General features: G+C 70.3%; 18 protein-coding genes. 9 read left to right on the top strand and 9 right to left on the bottom strand.

Annotated features, from left to right (window positions below; translation table 11 throughout):
- Positions 1 to 141 precede the first annotated feature (141 nt).
- Complete coding sequence (locus QZT59_RS12840) at positions 142 to 771, top strand: HAD family hydrolase (RefSeq protein WP_290816825.1); 630 nt, start codon at positions 142 to 144, stop codon at positions 769 to 771.
- A gap of 43 nt (positions 772 to 814) precedes the next feature.
- On the opposite strand, the gene QZT59_RS12845 is transcribed toward QZT59_RS12840, so the two are convergent.
- The 5 genes from QZT59_RS12845 to QZT59_RS12865 all read right to left on the bottom strand — a co-directional run bounded on the left by QZT59_RS12845 (position 815) and on the right by QZT59_RS12865 (position 7,091).
- Positions 815 to 1,465, bottom strand: coding sequence for a helix-turn-helix domain-containing protein (locus QZT59_RS12845; protein WP_290816828.1), 651 nt, complete (start codon positions 1,463 to 1,465; stop codon positions 815 to 817).
- Positions 1,466 to 1,752: 287 nt separating this feature from the next.
- Complete coding sequence (locus QZT59_RS12850; RefSeq protein ID WP_290816839.1) at positions 1,753 to 3,651, bottom strand: molybdopterin biosynthesis protein; 1,899 nt, start codon at positions 3,649 to 3,651, stop codon at positions 1,753 to 1,755.
- 46 nt (positions 3,652 to 3,697) lie between these two features.
- Positions 3,698 to 4,594: an alpha/beta fold hydrolase gene (locus QZT59_RS12855; RefSeq protein WP_290816848.1), complete on the bottom strand. Its 897-nt coding sequence runs from the start codon at positions 4,592 to 4,594 to the stop codon at positions 3,698 to 3,700.
- A 113-nt stretch (positions 4,595 to 4,707) separates the two neighbouring features.
- Positions 4,708 to 6,042 carry a gephyrin-like molybdotransferase Glp gene (gene glp / locus QZT59_RS12860; protein WP_290816851.1) on the bottom strand — a complete coding sequence of 445 codons (1,335 nt, stop codon included), beginning with the start codon at positions 6,040 to 6,042 and terminating at the stop codon, positions 4,708 to 4,710.
- Positions 6,043 to 6,350: 308 nt separating this feature from the next.
- On the bottom strand, positions 6,351 to 7,091 hold the full coding sequence (locus QZT59_RS12865) for a hypothetical protein (protein ID WP_290816854.1): 741 nt from the start codon (positions 7,089 to 7,091) through the stop codon (positions 6,351 to 6,353).
- Between the two features lie 285 nt (positions 7,092 to 7,376).
- Here QZT59_RS12865 and QZT59_RS12870 point away from each other — a divergent pair, with 285 nt between their 5' ends.
- The 5 genes from QZT59_RS12870 (at position 7,377) to QZT59_RS12890 (ending at position 12,143) form a co-directional block, all read left to right on the top strand.
- Positions 7,377 to 7,733 carry an Hsp20/alpha crystallin family protein gene (locus QZT59_RS12870; RefSeq protein WP_290816857.1) on the top strand — a complete coding sequence of 119 codons (357 nt, stop codon included), beginning with the start codon at positions 7,377 to 7,379 and terminating at the stop codon, positions 7,731 to 7,733.
- Positions 7,734 to 7,748: 15 nt separating this feature from the next.
- Complete coding sequence (locus tag QZT59_RS12875) at positions 7,749 to 9,416, top strand: AarF/ABC1/UbiB kinase family protein (RefSeq protein WP_290816928.1); 1,668 nt, start codon at positions 7,749 to 7,751, stop codon at positions 9,414 to 9,416.
- Positions 9,417 to 9,457: 41 nt separating this feature from the next.
- The gene (locus tag QZT59_RS12880; RefSeq protein WP_290816860.1) at positions 9,458 to 10,528 is read left to right on the top strand and encodes a hypothetical protein; all 1,071 of its coding nucleotides are present in this window, start codon (positions 9,458 to 9,460) and stop codon (positions 10,526 to 10,528) included.
- Between the two features lie 96 nt (positions 10,529 to 10,624).
- Entirely contained in the window at positions 10,625 to 11,722 is a 1,098-nt protein-coding gene (locus QZT59_RS12885) for an aminotransferase class I/II-fold pyridoxal phosphate-dependent enzyme (RefSeq protein ID WP_290816863.1), read from the top strand.
- A gap of 94 nt (positions 11,723 to 11,816) precedes the next feature.
- Positions 11,817 to 12,143, top strand: a complete 327-nt coding sequence (locus QZT59_RS12890; protein ID WP_290816866.1) for a HalOD1 output domain-containing protein — start codon at positions 11,817 to 11,819, stop codon at positions 12,141 to 12,143.
- Positions 12,144 to 12,429: 286 nt separating this feature from the next.
- Here the strand turns inward: QZT59_RS12890 and QZT59_RS12895 are convergent, their stop codons facing one another.
- Complete coding sequence (locus QZT59_RS12895) at positions 12,430 to 13,782, bottom strand: LLM class flavin-dependent oxidoreductase (RefSeq protein WP_290816869.1); 1,353 nt, start codon at positions 13,780 to 13,782, stop codon at positions 12,430 to 12,432.
- Positions 13,783 to 13,922: 140 nt separating this feature from the next.
- Here QZT59_RS12895 and QZT59_RS12900 point away from each other — a divergent pair, with 140 nt between their 5' ends.
- Positions 13,923 to 15,056: a zinc-dependent alcohol dehydrogenase family protein gene (locus QZT59_RS12900; RefSeq protein ID WP_290816872.1), complete on the top strand. Its 1,134-nt coding sequence runs from the start codon at positions 13,923 to 13,925 to the stop codon at positions 15,054 to 15,056.
- A gap of 254 nt (positions 15,057 to 15,310) precedes the next feature.
- Here QZT59_RS12900 and katG read toward each other — a convergent pair whose 3' ends face one another.
- The 3 genes from katG to QZT59_RS12915 form a co-directional block, all read right to left on the bottom strand.
- The gene (gene katG, locus QZT59_RS12905) at positions 15,311 to 17,479 is read right to left on the bottom strand and encodes a catalase/peroxidase HPI (protein WP_290816875.1); all 2,169 of its coding nucleotides are present in this window, start codon (positions 17,477 to 17,479) and stop codon (positions 15,311 to 15,313) included.
- A gap of 376 nt (positions 17,480 to 17,855) precedes the next feature.
- On the bottom strand, positions 17,856 to 19,151 hold the full coding sequence (locus QZT59_RS12910; protein WP_394348658.1) for a carboxylate--amine ligase: 1,296 nt from the start codon (positions 19,149 to 19,151) through the stop codon (positions 17,856 to 17,858).
- 98 nt (positions 19,152 to 19,249) lie between these two features.
- Positions 19,250 to 19,804: a hypothetical protein gene (locus QZT59_RS12915; RefSeq protein ID WP_290816882.1), complete on the bottom strand. Its 555-nt coding sequence runs from the start codon at positions 19,802 to 19,804 to the stop codon at positions 19,250 to 19,252.
- A gap of 334 nt (positions 19,805 to 20,138) precedes the next feature.
- Between QZT59_RS12915 and QZT59_RS12920 the strand changes: the two genes are divergently transcribed.
- Positions 20,139 to 20,513 (top strand): translation initiation factor IF-5A, encoded by a 375-nt coding sequence (locus tag QZT59_RS12920; RefSeq protein ID WP_290816885.1) that lies wholly within the window; start codon positions 20,139 to 20,141, stop codon positions 20,511 to 20,513.
- Positions 20,513 to 21,382, top strand: coding sequence for an agmatinase (gene speB, locus QZT59_RS12925; protein ID WP_290816895.1), 870 nt, complete (start codon positions 20,513 to 20,515; stop codon positions 21,380 to 21,382). The genes QZT59_RS12920 and speB overlap by 1 nt, the downstream gene beginning before the upstream one ends.
- Positions 21,383 to 21,573 lie beyond the last annotated feature (191 nt).

Genomic DNA, 21,573 nt, shown 5'->3' on the forward strand with positions numbered 1-21,573 from the left:
ACCGCTCCCGCGAGCCCGACCGCTTCTCGCGACCCAGTCCTTCGCCCACCAGCCCGACGTCCACGTTCCGATCGAGTGGGGATCATCGCCGGTGAAACGCCGGAAATTTCTTGTCGAACAACGACCTAGTGTGCGTTCCCGATGGTCTCCGAGTACGACTTCTGGCTGCTCGACCTCGACGGCACGCTCGTCGACGTCGAGTGGCGCTACACCCGCGAGGTGTTCGACCGGGTCGGCGACCGGCTCGGTCGCCGGTTCACCGACGAGGAGGCCGAGATCGTCTGGCACGGGCTGACGGGGTCCCGGGACCGCCAGCTCCGCCAGTGGGGGATCGACCCGGAAGCGTTCTGGACGGCCTTCCACGCCGAGGAAGACCCGCTCGTCCGCGCGGAGTCCACCTACCTTCACGAAGACGCCGAGTTCGTCGGTACCCTCGACGCGCCGGTGGGGCTGGTGACCCACTGCCAGGCGTTCCTCGCCGAGCCCGTCCTCGAGCACGTCGGCATCCGCGACTGGTTCGACGTCGTCCTCTGTTGCACCGAGGAGACCGGCTGGAAGCCCGACCCGCGTCCGGTCGAGTCCGTGATGGCCGACCTCGGAGTCGCGCACAACGGCCACGCGGGCGTGCTGGCCGGCGACGGCTCCTGCGACGTCGGCGCCGCCTGGAACGCAGGCCTCGACGCCATCCACGTCGACCGACTCGGTCCGGAACAGCGCGGTCACTGCGTGCTCGGCGATTATCGCGTGAAGTCGTTCGACGAGCTGAGGTAGGCCGTACTCGCGGGTCGTCCTCGGTCACCGCCGGCCCGAAACGTCAGACCGATCGACCGCTCGCCGGTTGCAACTCGGCGTCGACGAGGGTCTCGTAGGCCCGACGCAGCCGCTCGGAGAGCGCCTGGTGGGAGATGCCGAGCTCGGCGGCCAGCTCCTCCATCGAGGTCCGCCGGGGAATCTCGAAGTAGCCGTGCTCGAAGGCGGCCACCAGGGCCTCGCGCTGTTCGGGGGTGAGTCGAGGGTGCCCGGTTCCCGGACGACCGCCCAGCTTCGCCACGCGGACGACCTCGACCGACGCGCCGTTCTCGTCGAGGCGGTCGTGCGTGGTGGCCAGGGCGTCTCGCTCCGGAAATCGCATCTCGAGGTGCCACCAGCCGTTCTTTCCCGTGATGTCGAGAACGGTCGCGTCGGCCTCGAGGAGCCGGTCGAAGCGCCGCCGGGTCGCCGGCGCCGGCGTGACGTCGTAGAGGAGTCGGTCGACCGTCTCGATCAGGAGCTCGGCGTCGTCCACCGAGGGATCGGCGGCGAGCGCCGCTCCCACCTCGGCCGGATCGCCGCCGGCGATCCACAGGGACGGCACCGTTCGCGATATCGAGGACTCGAGCTGGACGACCATCTCCGGCAGCCGGTCGAAGGCCGCCGAGAGGGCCAGGTCGTCGGCGGGAACCCGGAACTCGGCGATCGTGGACATCGGAGAGAGTACACCGAAGAGCCGTAAAAACGCCACACTCAGCGTCGACGACGGTCAGGTTCGCTTACCGATCGCCGGCGGAGGCCGACGGGACGATTCGAGAGGCGGTGGAATCGGTCCGAGCACCGCTTGCGAGGCGACGCCACGCTCGCGGTGACTCGATCCGATTCACGCGAGACCACGCGAGAGCCGGTCCGATCACGTGAGTCACGCTCGCGGCGACCCGATTCGAGCGAGACAACGCGAGCGTCGAATCGGTCCGGCAGGACGTGCGAGAGACGACCCGATCACGCGACGTCCTCGACGACGGTGCGGAACGCGGTCTCGAGCCGCTCGAGGCCCTCCTTTTCGCGTCGATCGGGGTTCGCGAGCAGGCGGACGGGTTCCTCGTCGACGGGCACGAACCCCAGCGAGAGGCGCTCGGCGGTCTCCCGGAGGCCGAGGGCGGCGTCCGCGTCGCCGGCCGCGACGCGGCGGGCGGGGCTCTCGTGGGCTCGCAGGCCCGCCGCGTAGCCGTCGATCGCCCCCTCGACCGCGCGGCGCCCGCGCCCGGTTCGCTCGGCGAGCTCCGCGAGCGAGGCGTCGAGGCTGCGGCGCATCCCGGAGTCGGTCGTCCGGTTGACGAACCGAAGGTCGCGCTCGATCAGGTCCGCGAGCCCCTCGACGGCGTCGGGGTTGTCCCGCGGGACGATGAGCCCCCACGTCCGCGAGAAGCGCCCGATCTCGTCGGCGGCGAGCTCGCGCTCCACGGGCCCCGCGACGACCGCCACGTCCGGGACGCCCGTCCGGAGCCGGCGGACCGCGGGACGGCTCCCCTCGGAGAGGTATCGCGGGTTCTCGAGGCGGTCGAGGACGCGGTTGATCGTCGGGTCGTCCTCGCCGACGCCGAGCAGCGTCGGCGGCTCGACGTCGGGCGAGAAGAGCGTCACCGTCACCGGCTCGCCCGCCGAGAGGTAGTCCGTATCCGCGGACACCTCGACGATGCCGTCGGCCGCCGCGAGGCTCGTCGTCGCGCCGCTGCCCTTGTCGACCGGGTAGACGAGCGGAGCGCCGGTAGGCGGCCCCTCGCCCTCGCCGCCCAGCCGTTCGTCCGGCCCGGATTCGACCAGGCCCACGGGCATGAGCCGGCGCCGGCCTTCGGCGTAGCGCTCCTCGACGGCCATCCGGCCCTCGACCGTCGCCGTCTCGGCCGCGGGGAGCCCGGCGGCCTCGCGGATCGCCGGCGCGACGAAGGTTCGAAACACCATCATCGCCGAGACGGGGTAGCCGGGCAGGCCGACGTAGGCCGACCCGTCCAGGCGGCCGACGAGCATCGGCTTGCCGGGTTTGACGCTCACGCCGTGCAGGAGGAGCTCGCCGAGTTCGTCGATCACGCGGTAGACGACGTCGACGGCGCTGGCGCTGGTCGAACCGGACGAGAGCACGAGGTCGCACTCGCCCGCCGCCTCGCGCAACACGTCCTCCATCGCGTCCCAGTCGTCGCCGACGTGGGGATAGCGGACGGGGTCGCCGCCGGCCTCGGAGACGGCCGCGGCGATCGCGTAGCCGTTGACGTCGTAGATCTCCCCGCGCTCGCTGCGGAGCGCCTCGCCGGGCGGGACCAGCTCGTCGCCCGTCGAGACGATCCCGACCCGCGGGGACGACCGGACGGGCACCTCATCGGCGCCGAGCGCCGAGAGCAGGCCGACCTCCCGCGGCGTGATCCGGGTTCCCGGCCCGAGCGCGCGCTCGCCCGCCGCGACGTCCGCGCCGGCGAACATCACGTTGTCCCCCGGCGCCAGGCTCGTCCGGACCAATACCGCGTCCTCGTCGGCGTCCGTCCGCTCGACGGGGACCATCGCGTCCGCCCCGTCGGGCATCACCGCGCCAGTCGAGATCTCGACCGCCTCGCCCTCGCCGACCGCGACCGACGGCTCCTCGCCGGCGTGCACCTCGCCGACGACCGTCAGCCTCGCGGGATCCGCCTCGTCGGCGCCGACGGTGTCGCCCGCCCGAAGCGCGTAGCCGTCGAGGCTCGCCCGATCGAATCCCGGGACGTCGAGCTCGGCGTCGATCCGCGACGCCAGCACTCGGCCGCTCGCCTCGGCGAGGGGGACCCGCTCGATCCCGCCCTCGAGCGCGAGCGAGCGGATCGCCTCGCGGGCCTCCTCCGGGTCGGCCAGGTCGCGAAACTCCTTGCGTTCCATGGGCGGGCGTTCGAGACCCGGGCGTAAAATCTCTCGCGACTCGAGTTCACTCGGCGGAGAGGTGCTCGACGAGCAGCGCCGTCACCGCCTCGGCCCGGTCGTGGGGGACCCAGTGACTCGCGCCGGGAAAGCGTTCGAGACGGCCGTCCTCGCAGTAGGCGAGGCTCTCGGGCGCCATGTCGGCCTCCAGCGCGACGTCCTCCTCGCCCCAGATCACCGCGGTCGGCTGCGCGACGATCTCGCGGGGCGGCGTGGTCCGGTGGCGAACCGCGGCGCGGTACCAGTTGAGCATGGCGGTGAGCGCACCGGATTTCGACCACGCCTCGCGATACCGGTCCAGGTCGCGGTCGGTGAACGAGCCGGGCGCGGCGCGACCGCGCATGGCTTTCTCGAGGGCAGCGTAGTTTCCCCTCCGACAGCCCAGCTCGGGAAGCCACGGCAGCTGGAAGTAGAAGGCGTACCAGCTCTTGCGCAGCTGTTTCCAGTTCGACCGCAGGTGGCGTCGGAACACCGACGGGTGCGGGACGTTACAGATGCCGAGCCGGTCGACGGCGTCCGGGTACCGGAGCGCGAGGTCCCAGGCGACGGCCCCGCCCCAGTCGTGGCCGACGACGTGCGCGGACTCGCGGTCCTCGCCCCGAATCAGTTCGACGACGTCGCGGGAGAGCGCTTCGATCCGGTAGTCCCAGACGCGGCCGGGCTTCTCGCTCAGGTTGTAGCCCCGCTGGTCCGGGACGAGCACCCGAAACCCGGCCTCGACGAGGGGTTCGATCTGGTTGCGCCAGCCGTACCAGAACTCCGGAAAGCCGTGCAGGAGGACGACGAGCGGGTCGTCGGGATCGCCTGCGGCGACCGCGTGGAGCCCCACGTCGTGACCGGCCCTCACCGTCGACTCGAGGTCGAGCGCGGGGAGCAGCGAGGCGTCGGTCCGAGCCGTTCGCATCACGGGTCGCTATTGAACCCGGGTCGCCAAGAGCGTTGACGCGACGAGGCCGGCGGATCCGGCCGGTCGCCTCGAGCGTGGCGAACGGCCCGATCGATTCCACAGCTCGACGATCACCCGTCCGGAGACTCCCACAGCTCGACGTCGATCGTCTCGCCCGCCGGAATCCCCTCCCGGGACTCGTCGACGACCACCCAGCCGTCCGCCAGTGCGACGCTCGAGAGGACGCCCGATCCGCTGGCCCGGGTCGGAATCGCCGCGTGCGACCGTTCCCCGTCGTCCGAGTCGCGATCGTCATCGCCGTCGGTCCCGCGCGCCTCCAGCTTCACCCGGGCGAACGTCCGCGTCCCCGGCTCGCTGGGGATCTTCCGGTCGAGGCGCGCCCGGACCGTCGGGTGGTCCTCGACGGGCGCGCCCTCCAGCCACCGCAGGACGGGGCGCAGGAACTGGACGGCGTTGACGATGCAGGCGACGGGGTAGCCCGGGAGCGCGAGCACGGGCGTCTCCTCCACGATCCCGAGGCAGACGGGGTGGCCCGGCTTGAGCGCCACGCCGTGGACGAGCACCTCGCCGAGCCCGTCGATCACCTCCGGCAGGAGGTCCCGTTCGCCGACGGACGAGCCGCCCGTCGTGACGACGACGTCCGCCGCGAGGTCGCGCTCGATCGCCGCGCGGAGCGCGTCCGGATCGTCCGTGACGACGTCGCGGTAGGTCGCCCCGCCACCCCAGCGTTCGACCAGCCGCGAGACGGTGAGGCCGTTCGTCTCGACGACCTGTCCCGGTCCGGGTTCCTCGCCCGGGTCGACGAGCTCCTCGCCGGTCGGAATCACGCTCACCGTCGGCCCGTCGGCGACGGATACGCGATCCACGCCGACCGACCGCAGGAGGCCGAGGTCCGACGGCCGCAGCCGGTGGCCGGGCTCGTAGAGCGTCGCGGCCGCCTCCACGTCCTCGCCGACGGGCGCGACGTTCTCGCCCGCGGCGACCGCGTCCTCGACCTCGAGCTCGCCGAGGTCCGCCAGCTCGGTGACGTGCTCGATCATCACCACGGCGTCGGCGCCGTCGGGAAGCGCGCTCCCGGTGTGGACCCTGGCGGCGGCTCCGCGCTCGACTGGCGCCGGTCCGTCGTCGCGTCCCTCGGCGATCCGGAGCACCGCTGGCGACCGGCCCGAGGCGCCGTGGGTGTCCGCGGCGCGCACCGCGTAGCCGTCCATCGCCGCGCGCTCGTAGTGGGGAACGTCCCGCTCGGCCGTCACCGACTCGGCCAGGACGCGACCGTCGGCCGATTCGATCGGAACGGTCTCGACGTCGACGACCGGCTCGCCCGCCGCCCCGCCGACCGACTCGTCCGCCCCGACGACGGCCTCGCGCAGGATCGCCCGCGCTTCGTCCACCCGCGTTCGCTCCTTGAATCCGGCCGTCCGGCGATCGGGATCGGCGCCTTCCATGGATGAGCCTCCGTCCGGCGAGGCAAAAAGCGTGGGGACCCGGGGCCGCACGCTTCGAATCCGGAGCGCGTGATCCGCGGACTGCGTGTCGGCCGTCGACGGCCGAAGGCTATCACCGGCAGATGAGAAGCCCGAAACCGATGGAGCGCGGGCCAGTAACCGACGAATTGGGAGCGAAAACCGGCGGACTGGGGGCCGCTAACCGACGGACTGGGGGCCGCTAACCGACGGATTGGGGGCCGGCAACCGACGGACTGGGGACGGAAACCGACGAGCTGGGGCCGCCAACCGACGGCCCGGAGGCGGCCCTACTCGGCCGGCCGCTCCCCAGTCCGCTCGCCGGCCGGGCCGTCGGTACCCTCGTCCGCGTCCTCGGTCGCCGCCGCCCCGTCGCCGCGCTCGTCGAACTCGATCGATCGCTCCGTGCCCCCCTTGGGCCGTCGTTCCGTACCGTCATCGGCCGCGTCCCCGTCGTCCTCGGCCGCGTCCCCGTCGTCCTCGGGCGCGTCCCCGTCGTCGTCGGCGCCAGCGTCTCCGCGCCCGTCCCCGCGGTCCGGGAGGAGCCGCTCGGCCAGCGCACCGAGTCGCCGGTAGGCCAGGTTCACGTACAGTCCCGCGAGGAAGGCGAGCCCGGCGACGACCGATTCGACCCCGCTCGCGTCGGCGAGGACGACGTCGGAGAGGAGGAAGACGCCGGCGCCGAGGGGCAGCGCCGCCGGCACCCGAAAGTTGAACTGCAGTACCTTGGCCGTCGGGCAGTGGAAGTCGTCGGTCAGTGCGGTGAAGACGTACCCGAGCGCCCCGAGCACGCTGAAGACGTAGATGTACCAGGGGACGACGCCGACCTCGGCGCCGGCCACCTCCGTCGAGCCGAAGACGAAGAGATCGGTCGTCAGGAGGACCAGCACGATCGTCAGGAGGACGTTCGCTCCCACGACCGCGAGGCCGATTCCGGTCTCGTACCACGGCTTCGCCAGTCCGCTCGAGGATCCGTCCCCACCGTCCACCCCGCACGGTCTCGACGACCCGCCGGGTTCGCCACTTCTCATGGACCGCGACTTTCGGCCGAACGTACTTATTTTTCGCCTCGCTCGAGAGAGACGCGACGGCACAAACAGCCGCGATCATCGAAACCGATGGCGACGATCGCGCGACGGCCGCGGCCTTCGGCCGCTTCCGCACGTGTCGGAACGCTCATCGGTCACCGCGACACACCGACCTCGCACGGGTGCCTCGTTCTCGAGCGCGGTCGTTCTCCCCGCCAACCCGCTCCAGGTCGCCGTCCCCGCGCTCCTACCGCGGCCTTTTTCGTTCCGGCCTCCGAACCGGTCACCATGGCCGCCCTTCGCGACGCCCTGCGGGAACTCCCCGACGACGTATTCTTCGATCTGCTGGAAAGCGACGACGCCTACCTGCTCGTGCTCGACGTCCCGGGCGCCTCCGCGGCGAGCATCGACGTGACCGTCGAGAACGGACGGTTGTGCGTCGAGGCCCGCCGCGAGGAAACCTTCCCCGACGACTTCGAGTACGTCGAAGAGAATCGGACGGTCAACAGGGAGCTGAGCCTGACGATGCCGGACGACGTCACCGGCGAGGCCGTCGAGACCGCCGTCGAGCGCGGCGTGGTGGAGGTGCGGCTGCCGAAAGACGGCGCGACGACGATCGACGTAGTCGAAGACGAGTCGGCCTAACGCGAGGTGAGGGTTCTGGGGCGACTCCGCGCGTACCGCCGGTTCGTTCTCGTCGCGTGGCAGTTTCTCCCTCTGTTACTCGCGTACGCGCGCGATCGGCGGCGCTTCCTCCTGTTCGGCAAACCCAGACGGGCCGATCCGGCGACCCAGCGCGAACGCGCGGAGGTGCTGCTCGCGTCGCTGTTCGCGCTGGGGCCGACGTTCGTCAAGCTGGGCCAGCTGCTGTCGAGCCGACCCGACGTGCTCCCGCCGGCGTACGTCGACGTCCTCTCCGCCCTCCAGGACGAGGTCCCGCCGGCGGAGTGGGAGGCGGCCCGCGAGGTCGTCGAGGACGAGCTGGGCCCCGTCGACGAGCGCTTCGACGACTTCGAGACCGAGGCGATCAGCGGGGCGAGCCTCGGACAGGTCTATCGCGCGCGAGCCGACGGCCGCGACGTGGCGGTGAAGGTCCGCCGACCCGGCGTCGAGGAGCTCGTCGAGGCCGACCTCCGGGTGATCCGCTGGTCGCTGCCACTGCTCCAGCGGTTCGTCGGCGACGCCCGGGCGTTCTCGCTCGAGAACCTCGCCGACGAGTTCGCGAAGACGATCCGCGAGGAGATGGACTACGAGCGCGAGGCCGCGATGCTCCGGGAGATCGCCGCCAACTTCGACGACGACGACCGGTTCGTCTTCCCGGACGTGATCGACGGGCGCTCGGGCGAGCGGGTGCTCACCATGGAGTTCGTCGGCGGGACGAAGATCACCGACGTCGCGGGCCTCGACGAGCGCGGGGTCGACCGCACCCGACTGGCGGAGACCCTCCAGCGAGCGTACCTGCAGATGATCATCGAGGACGGCGTCTTCCACGCCGACCCGCACCCGGGCAACCTCTCGGTGACCGAGGACGGAAAGATCGTCTTCTACGATTTCGGCATGTCGGGCCGAGTGGATCCGTTCATCCAGGAGAAGATCGTCGACTTCTACGTCGCCGTCGCCAACCGCGACACCGACGCCGTCCTCGACGCGCTGGTCGAGGCCGGAACCCTGAGCCCGGACGCCGACCGCGCGGTGATGTCCGAAGTGCTCGAGTTGGCGATCCAGGACGCCCGCGGCGAGGACGTCGAGCGCTACCGCGTCCAGCGGATCGTCGACCGCATCGAGGACTCCATCTACGAGTTCCCCTTCCGGCTGCCCAAGAACCTCGCGCTCGTCCTCCGCGTGGCGACCGTCGTCGAAGGGGTCTGCGTCACCCTCGACCCCGACTTCGACTTCATCGACGTCGCGACCGACTACCTGACCGAACAGGGCTACCGCGAGGAGTCGGTTCGAACGTTCCTGACCGAGAGCCGCGAGCAACTCCGCGATGGAGCCCGGGCGGCGGTCCGCGTCCCGCCCAAAGCCGAGCGCGCCCTCGACCGACTCGAGCGCGACGACCTCTACGTCCGGGCCGGCATCGAGGACCCCGAGGACCACTTCGACCGGCTCGCCCGGCGGGTGATCTACGGGTTCGTGCTCGCCGCGGCGATCGTGACGAGCGGCCTGGGATACGCGCTCGAGACCCCCGAGGTCGCCGTCGCCGCGGGCGCGCTCGGGTTCCTCGCGACGGTCCAGCTCTACCGCTCGTTCCGGAGCAAGCGAAAGACGATCGGCGCGAAGCCCCAATTTACGCGCCAGCGGCTTCGAGAGCGACGCGGAGAGGAGTGAATCGGGTCAACACTCTTTTCGCTGGCCCGCAGAGTCCGCGTATGATCTACGACCGGATCGCGGACCTGCCGCTCTCGATCGAGTCGGTCGCCCTCGACCGACACGAGCGTGAGACCTCGAGCGAGTTCACCCGGGTGACGACCACCGTCGCGTTGGGCGGTCCCGGACCCCACGACGGTACCGTCGCCGGCAAGGGCGAGGACGTCACGTACGACGCCGACGAGCACGAGACGCTCGCGGGGACGGGACTGCCCGACCTCCAGGGCGAGTACACCGTCGACTCGTTTTCCGAGCACGTCGGCGCCCTCGATCTGTTCCCGTCGGGCGACCCCGACAACCCCGCATTTCGCCACTATCGGCGGTGGGCGATCGAGAGCGCCGCGCTCGACCTCGCCCTCCGGCAGGCGGAGACCGACCTCGCGAGCGCGCTCGACCGCGAGCGCGACCCCGTCCGATTCGTCGCGAGCACGCGACTGGGCGACCCGCCCACGCTCGACCGCGTCGAGCGCCTCCGCGAGCGCGTGCCCGACATCGAGTTCAAACTCGACCCCACACCCGAGTGGGACGAGGAGCTGATCGCCGCCCTCGCGGACCTCGACGCGGTCCGCGTCCTCGACCTCAAAGGCCACTACGAGGGGACCGAGGTCGACGCCCCCGCAGACCCCACGCTCTACGAGCGGGTCATCGAGGCCTTCCCGGAGGCGGTGATCGAGGACCCCGCGCTGACCCCCGAGACGGAGCCGCTGTTCGAGGAACCGGCGGTCCGCGAGCGGGTGGCCTGGGACGCCCCGATCCACGGCCTTGACGACGTCCGGAATCTGCCATGGGAGCCGGGCTGGATGAACATCAAGCCCTCCAGATTCGGCTCGCTGGAGTCGCTGTTCGAGACGATCGAATACTGTCGGGATCGCGGCATCGACCAGTACGGCGGCGGGCAGTTCGAACTCGGCGTGGGTCGGGGTCAGTTGCAGCTGCTGTCCTCCCTCCTGTATCACGACGCGCCGAACGACGTCGCGCCGGGCGCGTTCAACCTGCCGGAGCCACCAGCAGAGTTACCAGCGAGTCCACTGGAGCCGCCAGCGGAGCGCACCGGATTTCGGTGGGAGTCGTAACCCGACGGTCCAGCTCCAACAAACAACCGTGGTCGGCCCTGACGCCGACTGCCGGCGACCCAGCCTACTTGGTAGCCCGCTCGCGTAGCGACCCACATGCAGATCGCCCCATTCGGCCTCGAGCGCTGGTTCGACGAGTACGAGCACGACGCAGACATCATGCTCGCCGAGAGCGGGATCCGCAGCCTCTCGAGCGACCGCTTCGACACCGACCCCGGCGAGCTGGGATACGTGATCCCGACCGACGGCGATCCCGAGTTCCGGGCCGACGTCGCCGCGAGATACGACCGCGCCGCCGACGAGGTCTGCTTCACCTGCGGCACCCAGGAGGCCAACTTCCTGGCGTTCCTCGCGCTGCTCGACGAAACGGCGCCCGACGGCGCCGACGGCGGCTTCGGCGAGGGCGATCACGCCGTCGTCGTCACGCCGACCTACCAGGCCCTCCACGCGGTTCCCGAGGCCGTCGGTCGAGTGAGCCGCGTCCCGCTCGAGCCACCGAACTGGGAACTAAATCCCGACGCCGTTGCCGAGGCGGTCACCGACGAGACCGCCGTCGTCGTGCTCAACAACCCCAACAACCCCACGGGTCGGTACCACCCGCCGGCGGTCGTCGACGCGATCGCCGAGGTCGCGGCAGACCACGGCGCGTACCTCCTCTGTGACGAGGTGTACCGCCTGCTCGCCGAGGAACCCCGAGAGCCCGTCGCGAAGTGCTACGATCACGGGATCTCGACGACGAGCCTCACCAAGGCCTACGGGCTGGCCGGGACGCGATTCGGCTGGATCGCCGGCCCCCGGGAAGTGATCGAGGCGGCCGTCCGCTGGAAGGACTACACCACTATCTCGCCCTCGATCTTCGGCCAGCACGTCGCCCGCCAGGCGCTGGGCGACGCGGAGGACGAGATCATCCGCGAGAACCGCGCGCTCGCCGCCGACCACCGCGACCGCGTGGCCGACTTCCTCGACGATCGCGGCCTCGAGTGGTACGACCCCGTCGGCGTCAACGGCCTCGTCACGGTCCCCGACGGCTTCGAGAACGGGAAGGACTTCTGTAGAACGGTCGTCGAGGAGGCGAGCGTCGTCCTCGCCCCCGGCGAGTACTTCGGCCGCCCCGAGTACTTCCGGATCGGTTTCGGGCTGCCGACCGACGAGCTCGAGGAGGGGCTCGCGCGAGTGGGACGCGTGATCGGGTGAGCGGCGACGGGGCTTCCGTCGTCGCGTACCCGACAGTTACGTGACCGGAGGGAATCGTCGCAATATATATGGTCCCTCCCAACTTGGTTCGGCTGTGTTCACGAGATCCGCCGATTCGACCGCGTGCGGTGGCGTCGATTCCACGACCGCCGCCGTGCTCCGGGCCGTCGCCGAGCGCGAGGGGTCGGATCCGGTCGACCTGCCGGCGCTGTACGACGCGATCGACCCCGACGCGCTCGACGCGCTCTTCGCGTCGACCCGAACCGGCACGATCCGCTCGGGAAGCGTCTCGTTCGAGTACGCCGGGTACCGCGTGACGGTGGTCTGCGAGGCGGACAGACCGATCGTGGTCGATCTGGAGCCCGGGAACGGGATCGACGGCGCCGCCGGCCCGACCCGGAGCGAACGCCGACTCGGCTGAACGGCGATCACCCCCGGTCGCGGATTCTCGTATTTCGATGCCCCCGATAGCTGACGCTCCCGGCGACGTCGACCGCGGTCCACCAGCAGACGCTATCCGCGGTTGTCTCCCCGACCCGGACGAAATTGCCCAACATACCCGAGGGAGGTCGCTCCACGGGCCCGAGGGAGGTCGCTCAGCAGACTCGAAGGAGGTCGCTCCACGGGCCCGAAAGAGATCGATCCACAAACCCGAGAGAGGTCGCTCTACAGACCCGAGAGAGGTCGACCGGCCGACGCCGCCGGGATCACTCCCGTCGACCCGGGTGATCGACCGCCAGTCGTTCGCGGCCGAAGACGTTCGCTCTGAGCGTCCCGCCTCCGTATGACTCGCGTGCGAGACCGCGCTCGCGCAGCTCCGGCACCACCAGCTCGACGAAGTCCCGGAGCGTGCCGGGCCGGGTCACCTCTTTCAGGTTGAAGCCGTCGACGCCGACCGCATCGCGCCAGCGCTCGATCTCGTCGGCCACTTGCGCGGGCGAGCCGACGACCACCGGGGAGGTCGAGCCCAGGCCCGCGAAGCGGGCGACCTCGCCGACCGTCCAGTCGCGGTCGGGGTCGTTTTTGGTGAAGGCGTTGATGACGCCCTGGATCGCCTCCGTCTCGATGTGCTCGACCTTCTGATCGGGGTCGAGCTCCGAGAGGTCCATGTCCACGAACCCCGAGAGCAGCGAGAGCGTGCCCTCGACGTCGACGTACGACTCGTAGGTCTCGCGCTTCGCCCGCGCGATCTCGTCGCTCTCGCCGGTGATCACCACGATCCCGGGGAAGAACTTGAGGGAGTCCGGGTCCCGACCCGTCTCGGCGACGCGCTCGCGCATGTCCTCGACGTAGCTCCGGGTGGCCTCCATCGTGGGCTGGGAGACGAAGACCGCCTCGGCGTGGGTGGCGGCGAACTCCCGGCCGCGGTCGGAGGAGCCGGCCTGGTAGAGCACGGGCGTCCGCTGGGGAGACGGCTCGCAGCCGTGGGGTCCCGCCACGGAGAAGTACTCGCCCTCGAAGTCGATCGCGCGCACCTTCTCGGGCTCCGTGTAGACGCCACGGTCGGCGTCGCGGACGACCGCGTCGTCGTCCCAGGAGTCCTCCCAGAGGCGGTAACAGACCTCCATGAACTCGTCGGCGCGGTCGTAGCGCTCGTCGTGCTCGATCCGTCCGTCGAGTCCGAGGTTGCGCGCGGCGCTCTCGAGGTAGGACGTCACGATGTTGAACGCGACCCGGCCGTCGGTGAGGTGATCGAGCGTCGAGAGCTCCCGCGCCAGCTGGTACGGGTGGACGTACGACGTCGATCGCGTCACGGCGAAGCCGAGGTGGTCGGTCACCTCGGCCATCGCCGGCACCAGCGACTGCGGGGCGTTCGAGGGCGTCTGGATCGCCCGCCGGATCGCCGGGTCGCGGCTGTCCTCGTAGACGTCGTAGATCCCGCGGACGTCGGCGAAGAAGACGGCGTCGAGCCCGCCGCGCTCGGCCGTCCTGGCCACCTCCGTCCAGTACTCCCGGTCGACGTAGCGGTGGGACTGGTCCCCCGGGATCCGCCAGGTCCCCGGCGAAACGTGCTCCACCGAGTTCATGGTGAAGAGGTTGAAGTGCAGGTGATCGCTCATCGAACGCCCTTGCGGTCCCGTCCTGAAATACGTCGGGAAGGTGGTAAGGCGGGCCGGCGTCTCGAACGCAGGCGGTTCCGGCGCGACGTCTCCAGTTCACCGAGCGAACGCTTTACCCTCCCCCGCCCGTCTCGACGCCCATGCGCGCCGCAGTGCTCGAGGGGTACGGCGAACCGCTCGCGATCCATGAGGTCGATCCGCCCGAGCCCGCCCCGCACGGCGTCGTGGTCGAAGTCGAGGCCTGTGGCATCTGCCGCAGCGACTGGCACGCCTGGATGGGCCACGGCGAGTGGGCCGACGACCGGGTGCCGCTCGGGCAGATCCTCGGCCACGAACCCGCGGGTCGGGTGCGCGAGGTCGGCTCGCGGGTCACCGCGCTGGAGGTCGGCGATCGGGTCGCCGTCCCGTTCAACCTCGGCGACGCCACCTGCCCGCAGTGTCGAAACGGACGCGGGAACGTCTGCGAGGACGGCTACGCGCTGGGATTCGAGGAAGCCGCGCCCGGCGCGTTCGCCGAGCGGGTGCACGTGCCCGGCGCGGAGTACAACGCGGTTCGCCTCCCGTCGAGCGTCTCCGCCGAAACCGTGGCAGCGCTCGGCTGCCGGTACGCGACCGCGTTCCACGCGCTGGCCCACCGCGCTGGGATCGGGGCCGGCGACCGGGTGGCCGTCCACGGCTGTGGCGGTCTGGGACTGGCCGCGGTCCAGATCGCGGACGCGCTCGGTGCGAGCGCGATCGCGGTCGACGTCCGGGAGGCGCCGCTGTCGATGGCCGCGGACCTGGGAGCGGACGAGACCGTGAACGCGAGCGAGGTGGGTGACGTCCCGGAAGCGGTCGCCGAGCTGGCGGACGGGGTGGAGTCGGGCAGCGAATCGGCCGGTAACTCGCCGTCGGGCCGGTCGGGGCCCGGCCCCGACGGCGGCGTCGAGGTCTCCGTCGACGCGCTCGGGCGCGCTGAAACCTGTCGTAACAGCGTCCGCTGCCTGCGCCCCCGCGGGACGCACGTCCAACTGGGGCTGACGACCGCGGCCGAGCGGGGCGAAATCGCGCTCCCGATGGACGCGATCACCCGCTGGGACGTCTCCGTGCTCGGCTCGCGGGGCATGCCGCCCACCCGGTACGACGAACTCCTCCGGATGATCGAGTCGGGCGCGCTGGATCCGGGCCGGCTGGTGACGAACCGGGTGTCGCTGGAGGAGGTCTCCGACCGGCTGGCGGCGATGGACGGATACGAGACCAGCGGGGTCGAGGTCGTGACCGAGTTTTCGGGGTGAAGATCCGGGCACGAGCGGAGGCGAGCGTATTCGTTTCCGGTTCCCGTCCACCAGCGGTACGGCTCGGCGAAGTCGCGGACGTCGTTCGGCAGCGTGCCGCCCAGATCGTACACGCGCGAGACGACCGGCTCGAGGTACGCTCGGTCCCCGGGGCAGGCGCTCTCGGTGATTTCCGGACGGACTGTTTCCCGAAATCGACGACTCCGGGGTCGTACGCACCGGTCATCGGCACGACGAGTCCGTATCAGTCGAACTCACTCGAGGCCGAAGCGATCGAGCGTCATCACCTTGCTCCAGGCGGCCACGAAGTCACGGACGAATACTTCCTCGCCGTCGGCGGCACCGTAGGCGTCCGCGAGTGCACGAAGCCGGGCGTTCGAGCCGAAGATGAGGTCGAAGCGGGTCGCTTCCCACTCGACGTCGCCGGTGTCGCGGTCGCGGATTTCGAAGACGTCTCCGTCCTCCGAGACCGGCTCCCACTCGTAGTTCATATCGAGCAGGTTCACGAAGAAGTCGTTCGTCAGGGTGTCGGGCTCGTCGGTGAAGGCGGCTCGGTCGGCGTCCCCGTAGGTCGCCCCCAGCGCGCGCACGCCGCCGACCAGCACCGTCATCTCGGGTACTGACAGGGTCAGCAGGTGCGCATGGTCCACCAGCCGCTCCTCGGGCGAGTCGTACAGATCGTCGTACTCGCCACCGAGATAGTTCCGGAAGCCATCGGCCTTCGGCTCGAGTGCCTCGAAGGATTCGACATCGGTTTGCTCCTGTACGGCGTCCGTGCGGCCCGGTTCGAACGGTACCTCCACGTCGTAGCCGGCCTCGCCGGCGGCCTGTTCGACGGCCGCGTTGCCGCCCAGGACGATCAGGTCGGCGAGCGAGACCCGTACGTCGTCGGAGCGGGAGCCGTTGAACTCGCCCTGAATCTCCTCGTATGTCGAAAGGATCGTCTCCAGCTCCTCGGGCTCGTTGACCTCCCAGCTTCGCTGTGGCTCGAGGCGGATGCGGGCGCCGTTCGCGCCGCCGCGCTTGTCGCTGTCGCGGTACGTCGACGCCGACGCCCACGCCGTCTTGGCCAGTTGCGGGACGGAGAGATCCGAATCGAGAATCTCCGCCTCGAGTTCGTCGATCGCCTCCTCGCCGACCAGTTCGTAGTCGGCGCCGGGGACGGGATCCTGCCAGATCATCGTCTCGTCGGGGACCTCCGGGCCGAGGTACCGTTCGGGTGGACCCATGTCGCGGTGCAGGAGCTTGAACCACGCCCGCGCGAACGCCTCCTGGAACTCGTCGGGGTTCTCCTGGAAGCGCTCCAGGACCGCCCGGTAGTCGGGGTCGTGCTTGAGCGCGACGTCCGTCGTGAGCATCATCGGCAGCTGCGTCTCCGACGAGTCCTGGGCGTCCGGTGCGGGCTCGAGGTCCTCCTCGTGTTTCGCTCGCCACTGCCACGCACCGCCGGGGCCCTTGTGGGGTTCCCACTCGTGATCGAGCAAGTTGTCGACGTAGCCCGTGTCCCACTGGATCGGCGTGGCGTTCCACGGCCCTTCGATACCGCTGGTGATGACGTCGAGCCCGCCGATCTTGTCTTCGCTGCCTTCGCGTTGCCAGCCGAGGCCCTGCTGGTCGATGGGAGCCGCCTCGGGCTCGGGACCGAGGTTCTCGTCGGGGTCGTCGGCGCCGTGGACCTTCCCGAAGGTGTGACCGCCGGCGATGAGCGCGACCGTTTCCTCGTCGGTCATCGCCATGCGTTCGAACTCGTTTCGGATGTTCTTCGCGGAACCCTCGAGGTCGGGTTCGCCGTACGGCCCTTCGGGGTTCACGTAGATGAGCCCCATGACGGTGTTCGCGAGCGGGTCCTTGAGGTTGCCGACCTCCCCCTCGTGGAAGCGCTCGGGCGAGGTCGTCTCCCACTCCGTCTCGGGACCCCACTCGACGGCCTCGTTGGGCGTGTACTCGTCCTCGCGGCCGCCGGCGAAGCCGAACGTCTCGAACCCCATCGACTCCAGGGCGACGTTCCCGGCGAGGACCATCAGGTCGGCCCACGAGAGCTGGCGTCCGTACTTCAGCTTGACTGGCTGGAGCAGGCGGCGGGCCTTGTCGAGGTTTACGTTGTCCGGCCAGCTGCTCTCGGGCGGGAGACGCTGGAGGCCACCGGACGCGCCAGCGCGGCCGTCGAGCGTACGATAGGTTCCCGCGCTGTGCCACGCCATCCGGATGAAAAGCGGCCCGTAGTGACCGTAATCGGCCGGCCACCACTCCTGGGAGGCCGTCATCACCTCCTCGATGTCCGCCTTCACCTCCTCGAGGTCGAGTTTCTGGAACTCCTCCGCGTAGTCGAAGTCCTCGCCGTACGGACCGGCGTCCACGGCGTTATCGTCGAGGATATCTACTCTCAGCAGGTCCGGCCACCAGTCTCGGTTGGACCATGTCATGGAGTAACAGGAACGAATCTACCCCCTTAATACTGTCTCCCATATGACATTCTGAATGTCTTCGTTACAGTTCAACGTCGCTCGAATCGACGGTCAACTCGAGGCCGAATCACGAATGCCAACGGACGCTCGAGGACCGGAGAGGAGTCTGAACGAGTACTTCGCCCGCCCGCTCCCGTTGGTCCGAGACTCGCCGACAGCCGCGAGGCGGGCGTCCTCGGGAATCCTGAGTTCGACCTCCCAGGTCGTCGGGTCGGGCACACGTATCGGGTGGTGACGGGCGACCGAAAACGTACCGCAGGGACGGGACTGTCGTCGAAGTGGGGACGGCGGCGGAAATTTGTCAACACGACTCGATCGACGCCGTTGATCCCGCTCAACAGGAACAGTAGTACTCCCGCCGGCTGAATTCCGTTTCGAGCTGCTGGAGCGTCGGCTCGGGATCCGAGGGTCGATAGACGCCCGTCGTCAGGCCGGGCGTCGACTCGAACTCGCCGGTGAGCAGCGCCTCCCACTCCGCATCGGAGAGGACGTCGACCCCTCCCTCGCTCCCGGCGAGGCCCGCCAGGTAGTCCCGGAGGTAGAGCCAGCGGACGTCCTCGCGGAGCTCGCCCGCGTCGTACTCGATCCCGACGGCGTCGGCGTAGGCGGCGTACGGCAGGTTCGCGCCGGCTTCGACGGGCATGCCGATCCACTTCCACGGTCGCGTGTTGACGTCCAGGAGAACGTACTCCCCGCGGTCGGTGTCGTAGACGAACTCGGCCTCGCTGATGCCGTGGTAGCCCGCCGCCTCGAGGAGGCCGAACGCGCGCTCCTCGAGTTCGGGGTCCGCGACGCGGTCGACGACGCAGGAGGTGCCGTATCCCCGCGGGTAGCGGACGCGCGCGTTACCGACGACGCCCAGGCGCTCGCCGTCCGGGGAGACGTAGGAGGCGACGGAGCGATCTTCGCCGACCGCGACGGGCACTTTCTCCTGGGCCATGACGCGGACCCCCGCGTCGCCAGCCCGGTCGAGCAGCTCGTGGTACTCCTCGCTGTCTGCGACCTCGACGACGTTGGTGCCCAGCAGCTCCTCGAACTCGCGCTTTCTGGCGGGCTTGACGACGAGGGGGAAGCCGAGTTCGGCGGCGGCCTCGTCGGGATCGAGGGCCGGAATCGGGTCGACACCAGCGGCCGCGGCGCCCTGCCCGGCGTCGTCGCCGAAGCCCGAGAGCCGATAGGTCTCCGGGTACGGCACGCCCAGGTCGTCGGCGAGCGCGTACAGCGACTCCTTGTCGAGGACGGCGTCGATCACCGCCTGGTCCGCGAAGGGGCGGCGGACGCCCGCGGGCTCGGTCCCGGCGATCGCGTGGACCCACTCGTCCATGCAGCCGAAGATGACTGGCTCGTGATCGAGCGTCTCGGCCACTCGCTCGACGTCGCGCCGGAAACCGTCGGCGTCGTCGAGCGGGAAGGTGACCTCGCCCGCGGCGACGACGTCGCTCGAGCGCGGGGCGACGCCGTCCCCCGAGCGGTCGAGCGCGATCGCGGGGATATCGCGGGCGGCGAGCGCCCGGGCGACGCCGAGGCCCGTGATGTGGGCGTTGCAGACGATCGCCGGCGGGCGGTCGAACGACCGATCGGCGAGGGTCGCGCAGGTCTCCTCCAGGGAGGCGAAGGCGGTCATCGCCATCGTCTCGACGCCGCGCCGGGCTAAGCGCTACGGTTGCGGCACGGGTCAGGGGGTATCAGCGACGGCGTCGGGATCCGGCCGAGCGCGCCGAGACGCCCTCAGTACGATCGGCACTCCCCCCACAACACCGGCGCCTCCGCCTCGTCGCCGTCGTCGGCTCGCCGGACGGCGCGCCGGAGGTCGCGGGGCCGGTAGTCATCCTCGGCGACGAGCCGCTCGGCCAGCGCGGGGGTGACGGCGATCCGCATGCAATTGCGCGAGACGAGCAGGCCGCTCGGCCCGAACCGGAATCGGACGTCGTAGTGGCGGACCGAGCGCTCGGAGAGCTCGGGGTGGATCGCCCGCAGGACGCTCGCCACGAACTCGAACGCCAGTTCCTCGCTCGGCGGTTCGGTCGAGCCGAGTTCGACCTCGACGATCGGGACGACGACGGGGGCGCCGTCGTCCGTCCGCCCCACCGTCGCCAGCTCGCTGACTCGGGGCGGACGCTCGAGGTGGGTTCGCTCCACCGTGTGGGTTTCGGCGAGCCGGTCGTTCAAGCGGCCGGTCGGTGCGCCACGCCGACGCCGGTTTCGTCGGAGAATCCGAACCAACAGCACCGTCGCGAGCGCCGCCAGGGCGAACGAGCCGACGATCAGCGCCTCCTCGACCATCGACCGAGCATCGAACGGTGCACGAAAAACGGTTTCGGGTCGGCTCTCGAAGCGGCCGTTCGTCGCCGAGCGCTCATCGAGCGGTTCCCGAGCGATCATCGAGCGGAACGCGGATCGATCGCGCCGGGACGGGAGTCGCGTTCGTGAACCGGCGATGACGACGTCGGCCGGCGCCGGGCGGTGGCGCGGACGGCGCCGAGACGGTAGCGCGGACGGCGCCGAGACGGCCGCGCGGACGGCGAGTCGACCCCTCGAACGCGCCGGATTTCGGATCGCCGGGAGCCCGTCGCGCGGTTTCAAACCGTTTATACCCCTCGGTTGTTTATCCGGCCCTATGGCGACCCAACAGAAGGAAGTTCGCGACCTCCAGGAAGGCGGCTACGTCATGATCGACGAGGCGGCGTGTAAGATCAACGCGTACTCGACGGCCAAACCCGGTAAACACGGTAGCGCCAAGGCCCGGATCGAGGCTCGCGGCGTCTTCGACGACAAGAAGCGCTCGCTCTCCCAGCCCGTCGACGCGAAGATCCGCGTCCCGATCATCGAGCGCAAGCAGGGACAGGTCGTCTCGACCGACGGCGACGACATGCAGGTGATGGACCTCGAAACCTACGAGACGTTCACGATGCGGATCCCCGACGACGTCGACGCCTCGCCCGAGGACGAGATCGAGTTCCTCGAGATGGAAGGCCAGCGCAAGATCGTCTGATGTTCCCCGGGGCGAGCGACGGGCGCGAGGACCACACCGACGCGGGAGGCCCGGCGGCCGACCGCGACGGCGCGAACTTCGTGATCGTCGGCGCGCCCCTGGACGCGTCGACGACCTTTCAGCCGGGCGCTCGCTTCGGGCCCCGGCGCGTCCGACACTTCTCCGAGACGTTCGACGACTACGACCACCGGACGGGCCAGCACTTCACCGAGCTCGCGGTTCGAGACGCGGGCGACGTCCGCGCCTGGGACGACGTCGCGGAGTACTTGGAGTACCTCGAGGGGACCCTTCGCGACGTCGTCTGGGACGGCGCCGTCCCCTTGACGATCGGCGGCGAGCACACGGTCTCCCTCGCGGGCGTCCGAGCCGTCGAGCCCGACGTGTTCGTCTGTCTCGACGCGCACCTCGATCTGCGCGACGCCTACGACGACAATCCGCTGAACCACGCCTGCGCCACCCGGCGCATCCTCGAAACGGACGGCGTCGACGAAGCGATCGTCCTCGGCGCCAGAACGGGCAGCGAGGCGGAGTGGGAGCGCGCCGCCGCGGACGACGTGACGGTCGTCCCGCCCGAGGAGGTCGGCGACTGGCTCGCCGAGACCGACCCCGAGACGCTACTGGGCGACCGCGAGGTCTACCTGAGCGTCGATATCGACGGCGCCGACCCGGCGTACGCGCCGGGGACGGGAACGATGGAACCGTTCGGCCTGGAGCCGCGCGAGATGCGCGACGCCGTTCGCGCCGTCGCCCCGCACGCGACCGGGTTCGACGTCGTCGAGGTGAACGACCGCGACGACGGGCAGGCCGCGGCGCTGGCTGGGAAACTGCTGAAGGAGTTCGTCTTCGAGCGCGCGGCGACCGACGTCTGACCGTCGTCGACGATCGCTGGCGGTGACGCGACGATCGCTGGCGGTGACGCGACGGTCGATGACGGCGACGCGACGGTCGATGACGGCGACGTGACGGTCGATGACGGCGACGCGACGGTCGGTGGAGGCGACGCGATGGTCGATGGCGATGGCACGACGGTCCCCGACGGATCGCGACCCGACGTCGACCC

The sequence above is a fragment of the Halovivax sp. genome, from assembly GCA_007119345.1.
GTDB lineage: Archaea > Halobacteriota > Halobacteria > Halobacteriales > Natrialbaceae > Halovivax.